Source organism: Aureimonas sp. OT7 (assembly GCF_014844055.1).
GTDB classification, from domain to species: Bacteria; Pseudomonadota; Alphaproteobacteria; order Rhizobiales; family Rhizobiaceae; genus Aureimonas; species Aureimonas altamirensis_A.
Genome location: NZ_CP062167.1, coordinates 1,311,801 through 1,323,589 on the forward strand (window position 1 = coordinate 1,311,801; position 11,789 = coordinate 1,323,589).

Consider the following 11,789-nt stretch of genomic DNA (forward strand, 5'->3'; position numbering starts at 1 on the left):
CGACGTCGATGGATGATAGCCAGTTCAGGTAGAGGCGGGCAAGGCGGCGCTGCCGCCGCCTTGCCCGGTTTTCAGCGTTCCGTACGCACGATCACGGGAACCAGCAGGTCGCCCCAGCAGCCATTGCCGGAATGGTGGCGTGCCGAGCGCACCAGTTCGACGGACAATCCTTCCTCCACCGCCTTCATGACCGACTGGTTGAGGCGGTGCAGATCGTTGGCGAGGGAGCGGATGGCCGCCTGCTGCGTGGTATCCATGGTGGCGGATTGCTCTTCGGCGCGTTCGCGGACACGGGTGCGCGGGCGCTTTTCTTCCATGACGAGGCTCATCTCGGTCTCTCCTTAAGAAGGGTTGTCTGGTTATTCGGCGGCGACGTTCAGCGGCGATGCCGGCCGGAACTGCGCACTTTCGGTGGATTCGCCCATGGCGGTGGTGGAGGATGTGCCGCCGCTGATGGCCATGCTGACGGCATCGAAATATCCGGTCCCCACCTCGCGCTGATGCTTGGTGGCGGTGTAGCCGTCCGCCTCGGCCTCGAACTCGGCCTGCTGCAGCTCCGAATAGGCCGCCATCTGACGGTCACGGTAACCGCGTGCCAGCTCGAACATGCCGAAATTGAGCTGGTGGAAGCCGGCCAGCGTGATGAACTGGAACTTGTAGCCCATGGCGCCGAGCTCCCGCTGGAACCGGGCGATGGTGGCCTCGTCGAGGTTCTTGCGCCAGTTGAAGGAAGGCGAGCAATTATAGGCGAGCATCCGGTCGGGATGCACCTTGCGGACGCCCTCGGCGAAGCGGCGCGCCTGGTCTAGATCCGGTTTCGAGGTCTCGCACCAGATCAGGTCGGCATGCGGCGCATAGGCGATGGCGCGGGCGATGCAGGGCTCCAGCCCGTTGCGCACGCGGTAGAAGCCTTCCGCCGTACGGCCGGCATCGTAGTCGACGAAGGGCCGGTCGCGCTCGTCGATGTCGGATGTGACCAGCTTGGCCGCCTCGGCATCCGTCCGTGCCACCACCAGGGTCGGCACGCCCATCACGTCGGCCGCCAGGCGCGCCGCCGTCAGGTTGCGGATATGCGCCGCCGTCGGTATCAGCACCTTGCCGCCGAGGTGGCCGCACTTCTTCTCGGAGGCCAGCTGGTCCTCGAAATGCACGCCGGCCGCACCGGCTTCGATGAAGGCCTTCATGATCTCGAACGCATTGAGCGGTCCGCCGAAGCCGGCCTCGGCATCGGCGACGATGGGCGCAAACCAGGTTTCGACGCTTTTGTTGCCTTCCGAATGCTCGATCTGGTCGGCGCGCTGCAGGGTGCGGTTGATGCGTCGGCACAGTTCCGGCGCGGCGTTGGCCGGATAGAGCGACTGGTCCGGGTACATCGAGGAGGCGGTGTTGGAGTCTGCCGCCACCTGCCAGCCCGACAGGTAGATCGCCTTCAGGCCGGCACGCACCATCTGCATGGCCTGATTGCCCGTCATCGCGCCCAGCGCATTGACGAAATCCTCGGTGTGGAGCAACTCCCAGAGCCGGTTGGCGCCGTTTTCCGCCAGCGTGTAGCGGATGGGGATGGAGCCGCGAAGTCGCCTTACATCCTCGGCCGTGTAGGGCCGCTCGATCGTATCGAAGCGGCCTGCCGGTGCGCTGGGGACGAGGTTGTAAAATTCAGTCATGTCCGGTTACTCCATGATGCTGCGCAGTGTGCTGCGTCCGGAAGCAGGATTGACAGAACTTCCGATCCGACGACAGCAGAAACCCGGAATTGAGGGCCCGCAAAGGTGTCGTCTTGTACGAGCTTTGACAAAAGCCGTATGTCATGATGTAAAATCTGTAAAATTCCCGGGCTGTAAAATTGCGGTCAAAGATTGGATGGCTGATAACAAGATCTTTGCCGGGCCACGGTTGCGTCGGCTGCGGAACGGATTGGGGCTGACGCAGACGGCCATGGCCGCCGAGCTCGGCATCTCGCCCTCGTACCTGAACCTTCTGGAGCGGAACCAGCGCCCATTGACGGTGCAGATCCTCCTTCGGCTGACGGAGATCTACGACGTCGACCTGTCGGGCCTGCAGGCGCGGGAAGGGGACAGCGTACGCGCCGAACTGAAGGCCGCCTTCGCCGATCCGCTTCTGTCGGGCGAGCTGCCCGGACCGCAGGAGATGGGAGAACTCGTCGACGCCGCGCCCAATGCCGCGGCCGGCATGGCCAAGCTCTATCGCGCCTACAAGGAGATGGAGGCGCGTCTGTCGGATCTGTCCGTCCTCCTGGCCGGGCAGGGCAAGGCGCTGGACGCCGCCGGCTCGCGCCTGCCCATGGATGCGGTGCGCGAGGTGCTGGAAGACAGGCCCAACTACTTCGCCGGCATCGACGGTGCGGCCGAGGGCCTGAGTACGGAGATCGGCCTTGGCGACGATGCCTATGGGGCGCTGAAAGCCTGGCTGAGAGCGCGGCATGACGTGTCCGTCCGCGTGCTGCCGGTGGAAACGATGCCCAACTGGCGTCGCCGTTTCGACCGGCATTCGCGCCGCCTGTTCCTGTCAGAGCGCCTGTCGGCGCCGGACCGGCTGCGCGAGGTGGCCTTTGAAGCGGCATCCCTTGCGCTGGCGCAGTCGATCGGATCGGAACTCGAGAGTTTCGCCTTCGCAAGCGCGGAAGCGCGGCGACTGGCCCTTTTCGAGCTGACGCGCTACGCGGCCCACGCGCTGATGATGCCCTATGGCGCCTTTCACGCCGCCGCCGAGCGGGCGGCCTACGATATCGACGCGCTCGCCGGCCGCTTCCAGGCCTCGTTCGAGCAGGTGGCAAACCGGTTGACGACGTTGCAGCGCCATGGGGCGCCCGGCGTGCCTTTCTTCATGATGGAGGTGGACCAGGCCGGCAACCGCTTCCGGCGGGCAGGAGCGCAGGGCTTTCCCGCCCGCCGCTTCGGCGGCGGCTGCGTGAAGCTGGCCATCCACACCAGTTTCGCCGAGGCGGGGCGGGTGATCGTGGAAGAGGTGGAGATGCCCGACGGGGCCTCCTTCCTGACGATCTCGCGGACGCTGGAGGGGTTGAAGGCCGGCTTCGCCGAGCGCCCCCGCCGCACGGCCCTGCTGCTGGCCTGCGATGTGGCTTTCAAGGACAGGGTCGTCTATGGCAGGCTCGGCGGGATGTCGCCGGTGCCAGTCGGGCCCTCGTGCCGGCTCTGCGAGCGGCCTGCCTGCCTGGCCCGGGCCGAGCCGCCGTTGACACGGCCGCTGGGCCTGGACGCCTGGGTCAGCGGCCTGTCGGCTTTCGATTTTTGAGTAGGAGTGTCGCTGGTGGATATGCGGAGCGGGTCATCCCAGAAAGCGAAGACCGAGGGCCTTGAAGACACGATGAGTCGGCAGGGTTTCGTCGCGCGGGCGGTGCAGAAGGTGGTGGACGGGGCCGAGGCGTGGAACCTGTCCTGTTCCACCCTCGGCAACCCGCCGGTCTACGACAATGCCGTCTTCCCCTGGGCTGCGGATGTGGAGGCCGAATGGCCCCTCATCCGAAAGGAGCTGGATGCCGTCCTGACCCGCAAGGGAGAGCTGCCCGCCTTCCATGAGATCTCCTCGGAGGTGCGCTCGATCTCCTCCGACCAGAACTGGAAGACCTTCTTCCTGTGTGGCTACGGCATCAAGTCGGAGGAGGCGATCCGGCAATGCCCGGAGACATGGCGCATCCTGCAGAAGATTCCCGGCATGAAATCGGCCATGTTCTCGATCTTCGAGCCGGGCAAGCATCTTCCGCCGCATCGCGGACCGTATAACGGGGTGCTGCGCTTCCACCTGGGGCTGATCGTGCCGGACGAGCCCGACAAGATCGCAATCCGTGTCGCCGACACGCTCTGCCACTGGCAGGAAGGCAAGGCGCTCATCTTCGACGATGCCTACGAGCACGAGGCATGGAACCACTCCGACGCGGTGCGCGTGGTGCTGTTTGTCGATTTCGAGAAGCCATTGCGTTTTCCCGGGCGCCTTACCAACAAGGCCGTCCTGAACATGGCCGTGTTCACCCCCTTCATCCGTGAAGGCTACAAGGCCCACAAGGCGTGGGAGAAGATCTTCTACGGAGCGGGACAGAAGCACCGATGAGCGACATGACGATGAACCAGGCGCGCTGGCGCGCGATGACGGACCATGACGTGGCCGCCGTCACCGCGCTGGCCGACCGGGTACATCCCGGCCTGCCGGAGCGGCCTGAGGTCTTCGCCAACCGCATCGGGCTTTTTGCGGATGGGGCCATCGTGCTGGATACCGGCGAGGCGATCGCCGGCTATGGCGTCGCACATCCGATCGAGCGGCTGTCGCCGCCGCCGCTGGACACCATCCTCGACGGGCTGGAGCCGGCAGCGGATGCCTTCTACATCCACGATCTCGTGGTTGCGCCGGAACGGCGGGGGCGGGGAGAGGCGCGGCAGGGAATCGAGCGGCTGCTCGCCATTGCGGCGCGCCTTCCGGTGACGACGCTGATCTCCGTCTATGGGACGGGGCCTTTCTGGGCCCGCTTCGGCTTTACCGCCATCGACGATGCGGCGCTTGCCGCCAAGCTCGCGGCCTACGGGCCGGATGCGATTTATATGCAGCGCGACAACCGTTTGTGATCTTGTCCAGTTAGGGGCTACCAAAAGGCCCGACTCTCGGAAATAGTCGGGCGTCCGGCCCCGTCGCGTGACTTCAGGAGATGCATATCTTGCCCAACCGTCCCACTTGCAGCCTCGTCGCCCTAGCCGCATTCGCCGCCCTGACCGGGCAGGCCGCCGCACAGCAGCAACTGAACATCTATAACTGGTCGGACTATATCGACCCGACGATCATCGAGGACTTCACCAAGGAGACGGGCATCCGTGTCGTCTACGACACGTATGATTCCAACGAGATCCTGGAAACCCGGATGCTGGCCGGCGGCAGCGGCTACGACATCGTGGTGCCCTCGGCCGAATATCTGGCCCGGCAGATCCAGGCGGGCGTATACCAGAAGCTGGACCCATCCAAGCTGACCAATCTCGGCAATATGTGGCCGATGATCCAGGAGCGTGTGGCGGCCTTCGATCCCGACAACGCCTACACGGTCAACTACATGTGGGGAACCACGGGCATCGGGTACAACACGGCCAAGGTTGCCGAAGCCCTGCCCGACGCGCCGCTGGACAGCTGGGCGCTCGTCTTCGATCCGCAATATGCCGAGAAGCTGGCGACATGCGGTATCGACATGCTGGATTCTCCCGGCGAGATCATTCCGGCGGCCCTGAACTTTCTGGGCGTCAATCCGGATGCGGCGTCGGCCGAGGATATCCAGAAGGCGACGGACCTGTTGCTAAAGGTGCGGCCCTATATCCGCAAGTTCCATTCGTCGGAGTACATCAACGCGCTGGCCAACGGCGACATCTGCGTGGCGGTCGGTTTCTCCGGCGATATCTTCCAGGCGCGCGACCGCGCGGAAGAGGCCGGTGCCGGCGTCGAAATCGGCTACTCCATCCCCAAGGAAGGCGCGATGATGTGGTTCGACCAGATGGCCATCCCCGCCGATGCGCCGCATGTCGAGGAGGCCCACACCTTCATCAACTACATGATGCGGCCCGAGGTGATCGCGCGCGCCACGGACTATGTCGTCTATGCCAACGGCAATCTCGCCTCGCAGAAGCTGATCGACCCGGACATCTTCAACGATCCGGCCGTCTACCCGGACGAAGCGACGCTGGAGAAGCTGTACATCAAGCTGCCCTACGATGCCCGGGCGCAGCGTCTGGTGACGCGCGCCTTCACCACCGTGCGGACCGGACAGTAGACGCGAAGGCGAGGCTCTGTTCGATGGCGACGCCGCTCAAATCGCTCGGTAGCATCCGGCGGAACTTCGATCCGTGGAACGACCCCACGGCCAAACCCCTGATCGAGTTCGACCGGGTGGTTCGGACCTTCGGCGACTTCAACGCCGTGGACGATCTGAGCCTCGACGTCTACACGCGCGAATTCTTCGCGCTGCTGGGGCCTTCGGGGTGCGGCAAGTCGACCCTGCTGCGGATGCTGGCGGGCTTCGAAACGCCGACCTCCGGCGATATCCGGCTGGGTGGACAAAGCCTGACCGGCGTTCCGCCCTATCGCCGGCCGCTCAACATGATGTTCCAGTCCTACGCCCTGTTTCCGCATATGAGCGTAGAGAAGAACATCGCCTTCGGCCTGAAGCAGGACGGCATGGCGCGGTCCGAGATTTCCGACCGCGTGGCCGAGATGCTGCGGCTGGTGAAGCTGACGCCCTATGCGAAGCGCAAGCCGCAACAGCTATCGGGCGGCCAGCAGCAGCGCGTGGCGCTGGCCCGCTCGCTTGCCAAGAAGCCCAAGGTATTGCTTCTCGACGAGCCGCTCGGCGCGCTCGACAAGAAACTGCGGGAGGAAACGCAGTTCGAGCTAATGGACCTGCAGCAGGAGCTTGGCCTGACCTTCGTGATCGTCACCCACGACCAGGAAGAAGCGATGACCATGTCGGACCGGATCGCGGTAATGCGCGCCGGCCGGATCGAGCAGGTGGCGACACCGGCCATCCTGTACGAGGCGCCGAACTCGCGTTACGTCGCCGACTTCATCGGCAATGTCTCGATCGTCGAGGGAACGGTGGAGGACGTCTCCGGCGACAGGCTGCGCCTCGCGGCCGAAGGCGGCACCCTGACGGTGGACGGCGCGCCGAACCTGGCAAAGGGGGCGGCCGCCGCAGTTGCGGTCCGACCCGAAAAGATCAAGCTCAGCCGCCGCCCGCCGGAGGCCGGCGCGGCCAATGTGCTGAAGGGCACGGTCTGGGACATAGCCTATCTGGGAGATGTGACGCTGTTCAACGTCAAGCTCGATAGCGGCACGATCATGCGGGCGACCGTCATGAACGCCTTCCGCGTCGCGCCGGAGCAGATCGGCTGGGAAGAAGAGGTCTATCTTTCCTTCCCCGCCGATGCCGGCGTCATACTGTCGACGTGAGGGCGCGGCATGGCGGCTGAAACAAGGGTCGGCGACAAGACGGCGGGTTCGGGCGGCGGCTGGTTCCGGGCTGGGGTGATCGGCATCCCCTATCTCTGGCTCGTCGCGCTCTTCCTCATACCCTTCCTGATCGTGTTCAAGATTTCCCTGTCGGAAACGGCGATCGCCCAACCGCCCTATCTGCCGACCTTCGACCTGGGCGATCTTTCGGCGAGCTGGGAGGCCCTGCGCGACCTATCCTTCGAAAACTACCTGTGGCTGGGAGGCGACCCGCTTTACATCAACGCCTATCTGTCGAGCCTGCGCATCGCCTTCGTGTCCACCGTCCTGGCCCTGGCGGTCGGCTATCCGCTGGCATACGGCATGGCCCGCGCACCGGGCGGCCTCCGCCCCATCCTCTTGATGCTGATCATCCTGCCCTTCTGGACAAGCTTTCTGATCCGCGTCTATGCGTGGATCGGCATCCTGCGGGGCGAGGGCTACCTCAACCAGTTCCTGCTATGGACCGGGCTGATCTCGCAGCCGCTGAACCTCCTGAACACCGAGATCGCCGTCTATATCGGCATCGTCTATTCCTACCTGCCCTTCATGGTGCTGCCCATCTATGCGAGCCTCGAGCGGATGGATCACCGGCTGGTCGAAGCGGCGAACGACCTTGGCTGCCCGCCCTTCTGGGCCTTCTGGAAGATCACCTTTCCACTGTCGCTGCCGGGCGTCGTCGCCGGGTCGTTCCTGGTCTTCATCCCGGCGGTGGGCGAGTTCGTCATTCCCGACCTTCTCGGCGGCTCCCAGACGCTGATGATCGGCAAGGTTCTGTGGGATGAGTTCTTCATCAACAGGGACTGGCCGGTGGCGTCCGCCGTGGCCGTCCTGCTGCTCCTCGTGCTGGTGGTTCCCATCATGATCTTCCAGAAGATCCAGGCCCGGAGCCTGACATGAGCGGCCGGCTATCGCCCTTCAACCTCGTGTCGCTGGTGGTCGGCTTCGCCTTCCTCTACCTGCCGATCGTGCTGCTGGTCGTCTATTCCTTCAACGCGTCTCAACTCGTTACCGTATGGGGCGGCTTCTCCACGCGCTGGTACACGGCGCTGGCGGGCAACAGCCTGTTCGTCGACGCGGCCTTCATCACGCTGCGCGTCGGTATCCTGTCGGCCACCATCGCCACCATCCTCGGCACGCTGGCGGCCATGGCGATGGTGCGCTACGGCAATTTTCGCGGCAGGCTTCTGTTCTCCGGCATGGTGGCGGCGCCCCTGGTGATGCCGGAAGTCATCACCGGCCTGTCCCTGCTGCTGCTGTTCGTCGCCATCAACTTCGACAGGGGGTTCTGGTCGGTCACACTGGCGCACACGACCTTCTCCATGTGCTTCGTCGCCGTGGTCGTCCAGTCGAGGCTGATCGGCGTCGACCGCTCGCTCGAAGAGGCGGCGCAGGACCTTGGTTGTCCGCCCTTGAAGGCGTTTCTGCTGGTGACCATACCGGTCATCTGGCCGGCTGTGCTGGCGGGCTGGATGCTGGCCTTCACTTTGTCGCTGGACGATCTGGTGATCGCCAGCTTCACCTCCGGCCCCGGCGCCACCACCTTGCCCATGCGGATCTACAGCCAGGTCAGGCTGGGCGTCACACCCGAGATCAACGCCATATCGACGATCATGATCGGCGTGGTGGCGACCAGTGTGGTGATCGCCTCGCTCGTCGCCAAAAGGCAGGAAGTGCGCCGCCTGCGCGACGAAAGGCTGGCGCAGGAAGCGGAGCGCCTGGCCGTTACGTCCGCCGCCTGACGATAATCCCTATCGACAGGCTGTGTCGTGGGCCGCACGGATGGCGTTCATGGTTTCGTCGAGCGCGGCGGCCACCGGGTCTTCGCCACCGCCGCGTGCCGCCATCACGACATCCAGCGCCTCGATGTCGGCAAGAGCGTTGACCAGCGCCGGGCGTACGAGCGGATCGGTGACCGAGGACAACGTCGGCGCAACCGCCGCCACATAGGTTGCCGCGCCGCGCCCCGGCGCCTGCGTGGCGGTATGTCGGTCCAGATCGATGAAACCGCCGCGCCGCGCCGCGAAGACCAGCCGTCGCGCGGCACGCTCGAGTTCACCGCGCGTCTCCAGCGCCATGGGCGGACGCCGCGCCGCCGGCCCGAGATCGCCGGTCGAGGGCAGGGTGGCCGCACCGGATGCGACGAGGGTCAGGAGGCCCGGACCGTCGCCTTGCTCCTCCTCGGCGTCGATGGATGGCAGGCCGCCCGGCCCGGCGATCTGCAGGCCGGGCCGATCGGCCGGCGCGTATCGTGGCGCGGGCGGCGGAAGCATCGCGTCGAGGGCGGCTTCGGCGTTGTCGCGGGCCGATTGCGCCAGGAAGGCTTCGGCCTCGTCCAGCCGCAGATCCGTCACGGCGAGCTGGTCGGTGTAGCTGCGCAACGTGCCGAGATAATTGTCGAGGCCGGAGCAAAGGTAGGGTGAGGGGCCCTGCGACAGATAGTCGGACAGGTCCGTGCGGACCCGTTCCGCAACCCAGCGGTTCGATGCCGTGGCCGGCAGCGACCGGGCGCCGCGTTGAGCGGCAAGCTGGCCGGCCAGCCGCCGTGCCTTGGCCAGCGGGGCATCCGCCTTGCCCGGCCTGTCGGCGATCGAAAGCCTGCCAGGCAGACGCGCATCACCGGGGGCCGTCCCCAGCATCGCCTTGACGTCGATGTCGGCCAGGCGCTTGAAGGCGTCGGCCCTTACGCTTTGCAGGGCGCGGTGATAATCGTCCGACGGGCCGGCCAGCGCAATCGGCGCGGATGCCGCGATGGCCAGGACGGCGATGGTCCCGATGAGGCCGATGGTCGCTTTTGCCGGCATGTCTCGAACCCGTACTCGCGGCACGGAGGAAGGGTCCGGCAGCGGATGTCTCGTTTCAGATCGGCTTGGAGCGCGGCGTCACGGTGACGTCCAGGCTCGGCCACTCGCCCCTCAATATGAACTCGATGGGTTTCGATGAGGTGAACGTGGCGTTGCCGTTCGCATCGGCGACATCGGGGGCCATCGGCTCGAACAGGCCCTCCAGGGATACGGACGTATCGGCCAGCGCGACGAGGCCCTGAAGCGTCATGCGGCCGGTGGTCGCCGCCATTTCGAAGCTGTCGACGCGCAGGAAGCTTCCGGCGGTCGACAGACGCGCGGTCAAACTCTCGAAGCCCGTCGATTGCCCGCCCGGCTGCAGCACGAAGCTGCGCTGGCCTTGCTGGAGGTCGCCGACAGTCGGCATTCCGGCCACCGTGCCTGCACGGATGTCCACCTTCGCCTCGATCCGGTTGCTGTTGGCGATCTCCACCCAGTTACGAACCGGCAGGTCCAGCTTGCCGCCGATCGTTGCGGTGCCGGTCAACTGCAGGTCATCGGCGGACAGGCGCTGTGCGATGGCCGCGGCCTCGATGCCCTGAAGCGCATAGGTGCCGGTAAGGCGGGGTGCCGCCGCGTTCGCATCCAGCGAGACACGCCCCTGCGCGCGTCCTCCGAAGACGGAGACATCGCCGATATCGATGACGGCATTGCCCGAAGCGAACTTCACCGTGGCCGCCAGTTCGTTCATGCCGACGCCGGCCAGCTGCGATTGCGTGGCCGAAAGGCGCAAGTCCACGTCGATGTCGCGTACGAAGTGCAGCGGGATGCGTCGTTGCAGGTCCAGGACGTTGCGCGGTAACGGCGCGATCGCGCTGCCCAGCGTATCGAAGTCGAAGCTTTCGAAGGCGAGGGTGCCCGCAAGCATGGGGCGGCCGGCCAGCATCGCGATTTCCAGTGCGCCCTGCGCGCGCATGTCGCCGAGGCCGATGCTGGTGCGGCTCAGGAAGGCGCGCTCCCCGGCCAGCCGCAGATCCGTCTCGAGCGCCACGGAGCCGAAATCCGGCAGCGAAGGCCCTGGGCTGCCGATCCACCGGCTGAGGCGCGCCAGCGAGGGCGCTTCCAAAGCCAGTCGTCCGTTGAGTTGGAACGGAGTGCCGCCTGTGCCTGTCCCGTCGAAACGCAGGCTGACGGGCGGCGCACGCAACGTGGCGGAGAGCTGGCTTTCCTCGCCGACCAGGAACGCCGCCGGCGAAGCCACGGACAGAGCGATGTCGGCCGGTTGGCCATTCCAGACGAGACTGCCGGACAGCTCTGCCGGTTGCCGACGGCCATCCCATTGCAGGGCCAGGTTGATATTGCTGATGCCGGGGGCATCGCCCTGCGGGCGGAACAGCCCGTCGCGAACCTCGATATGGCGCACGCCCTCGAACCGTTGCAGGACGGCGCGCAGCGTCTGCGTCGCAAGATCGATCACCTGCAGGCCATCCGCCGGTGCACCGTCGCCCGGGCCGTCCGGGGCGGCCGGTGCCGGATCGGACGTTGATGGACCGGTGGGCCGCTCATCCGCCTCGGTGAATTCGGGCCGCACCAGCGTCAGCCGGGAAATATCGGTTCGTCCGATCAACGCGTCCATGAGATCGAGCTGCGCGATGACACGCGCCACGCGCAACTCCCGCGTGTCGTCGGCGCTGTCCATCCGGATGTTCGACAACTCCACGACGGGGCGCGGCAGAAGCCGGAACGTGGCGCCGCCATCCACCTGCACGCTACGCCCCGTCAGGGCGGCAAGACGCTGTTCTATGCCGTGCCGGGCATTTTCGAGGTTCAGCGACAGGCTGGAATTGGCAAGAAAGACGATGCCGATCAGGATGGCCGCCGCGACGCCGGCGAAGGTCCAGCCGAAGATGCGGCGTTTGCGGCCATCTCCGGGGGGCGAATGCAAGGGCGTATCGTGGGCGGACAAACGGGTCTCGTGCGCGGACTAAACTGTAGGGTGTATATACGGGACAT

General features: G+C 65.7%; 10 protein-coding genes and 1 pseudogene. 7 read left to right on the forward strand and 4 right to left on the reverse strand.

Going from position 1 to position 11,789, the window contains the following annotated elements; genetic code table 11:
• Window positions 1-71: 71 nt before the first annotated feature.
• Entirely contained in the window at window positions 72-329 is a 258-nt protein-coding gene (locus tag IGS74_RS06345) for a hypothetical protein (protein WP_232414385.1), read from the reverse strand.
• Window positions 330-359: 30 nt separating this feature from the next.
• Complete coding sequence (gene aceA, locus IGS74_RS06350; protein ID WP_192390229.1) at window positions 360-1,664, reverse strand: isocitrate lyase; 1,305 nt, start codon at window positions 1,662-1,664, stop codon at window positions 360-362.
• Between the two features lie 196 nt (window positions 1,665-1,860).
• Here aceA and IGS74_RS06355 point away from each other — a divergent pair, with 196 nt between their 5' ends.
• From IGS74_RS06355 to IGS74_RS06385, 7 genes and pseudogenes are all read left to right on the forward strand, one after another.
• Window positions 1,861-3,273, forward strand: a complete 1,413-nt coding sequence (locus tag IGS74_RS06355; protein ID WP_192390231.1) for a short-chain fatty acyl-CoA regulator family protein — start codon at window positions 1,861-1,863, stop codon at window positions 3,271-3,273.
• Between the two features lie 72 nt (window positions 3,274-3,345).
• Entirely contained in the window at window positions 3,346-4,086 is a 741-nt protein-coding gene (locus IGS74_RS06360) for an aspartyl/asparaginyl beta-hydroxylase domain-containing protein (RefSeq protein ID WP_245282927.1), read from the forward strand.
• Window positions 4,083-4,595, forward strand: a complete 513-nt coding sequence (locus IGS74_RS06365; protein ID WP_192390233.1) for a GNAT family N-acetyltransferase — start codon at window positions 4,083-4,085, stop codon at window positions 4,593-4,595. Before IGS74_RS06360 ends, IGS74_RS06365 begins: the two co-directional genes overlap by 4 nt.
• 140 nt (window positions 4,596-4,735) lie before the next feature.
• Complete coding sequence (locus IGS74_RS06370) at window positions 4,736-5,779, forward strand: polyamine ABC transporter substrate-binding protein (protein ID WP_246723122.1); 1,044 nt, start codon at window positions 4,736-4,738, stop codon at window positions 5,777-5,779.
• A gap of 23 nt (window positions 5,780-5,802) precedes the next feature.
• Window positions 5,803-6,954: an ABC transporter ATP-binding protein gene (locus IGS74_RS06375; protein WP_192390237.1), complete on the forward strand. Its 1,152-nt coding sequence runs from the start codon at window positions 5,803-5,805 to the stop codon at window positions 6,952-6,954.
• Window positions 6,955-6,970: 16 nt separating this feature from the next.
• Window positions 6,971-7,893 (forward strand): annotated as a pseudogene (locus IGS74_RS06380) (ABC transporter permease subunit).
• Window positions 7,890-8,735, forward strand: coding sequence for an ABC transporter permease subunit (locus tag IGS74_RS06385; RefSeq protein WP_192390241.1), 846 nt, complete (start codon window positions 7,890-7,892; stop codon window positions 8,733-8,735). The pseudogene IGS74_RS06380 and the gene IGS74_RS06385 overlap by 4 nt, the downstream one beginning before the upstream one ends.
• 9 nt (window positions 8,736-8,744) lie before the next feature.
• Here the strand turns inward: IGS74_RS06385 and IGS74_RS06390 are convergent, their stop codons facing one another.
• A complete protein-coding gene (locus IGS74_RS06390) occupies window positions 8,745-9,797 on the reverse strand; it encodes a hypothetical protein (RefSeq protein WP_192390242.1) in 1,053 nt (350 codons plus the stop codon).
• A gap of 55 nt (window positions 9,798-9,852) precedes the next feature.
• A complete protein-coding gene (locus IGS74_RS06395) occupies window positions 9,853-11,742 on the reverse strand; it encodes an AsmA-like C-terminal region-containing protein (protein ID WP_192390245.1) in 1,890 nt (629 codons plus the stop codon).
• Between the last annotated feature and the right edge of the window lie 47 nt (window positions 11,743-11,789).

Excerpts from the sequence above, each read along its gene's own strand:
- IGS74_RS06365 (WP_192390233.1), top strand. The coding sequence starts at position 4,083 with ATGAGCGACATGACGATGAACCAGGCGCGCTGGCGCGCGATGACGGAC.
- aceA (WP_192390229.1), bottom strand. The coding sequence starts at position 1,664 with ATGACTGAATTTTACAACCTCGTCCCCAGCGCACCGGCAGGCCGCTTC.
- IGS74_RS06390 (WP_192390242.1), bottom strand. The coding sequence starts at position 9,797 with ATGCCGGCAAAAGCGACCATCGGCCTCATCGGGACCATCGCCGTCCTG.
- IGS74_RS06360 (WP_245282927.1), top strand. The coding sequence starts at position 3,346 with ATGAGTCGGCAGGGTTTCGTCGCGCGGGCGGTGCAGAAGGTGGTGGAC.
- IGS74_RS06355 (WP_192390231.1), top strand. The coding sequence starts at position 1,861 with ATGGCTGATAACAAGATCTTTGCCGGGCCACGGTTGCGTCGGCTGCGG.
- IGS74_RS06345 (WP_232414385.1), bottom strand. The coding sequence starts at position 329 with ATGAGCCTCGTCATGGAAGAAAAGCGCCCGCGCACCCGTGTCCGCGAA.
- IGS74_RS06385 (WP_192390241.1), top strand. The coding sequence starts at position 7,890 with ATGAGCGGCCGGCTATCGCCCTTCAACCTCGTGTCGCTGGTGGTCGGC.
- IGS74_RS06375 (WP_192390237.1), top strand. The coding sequence starts at position 5,803 with ATGGCGACGCCGCTCAAATCGCTCGGTAGCATCCGGCGGAACTTCGAT.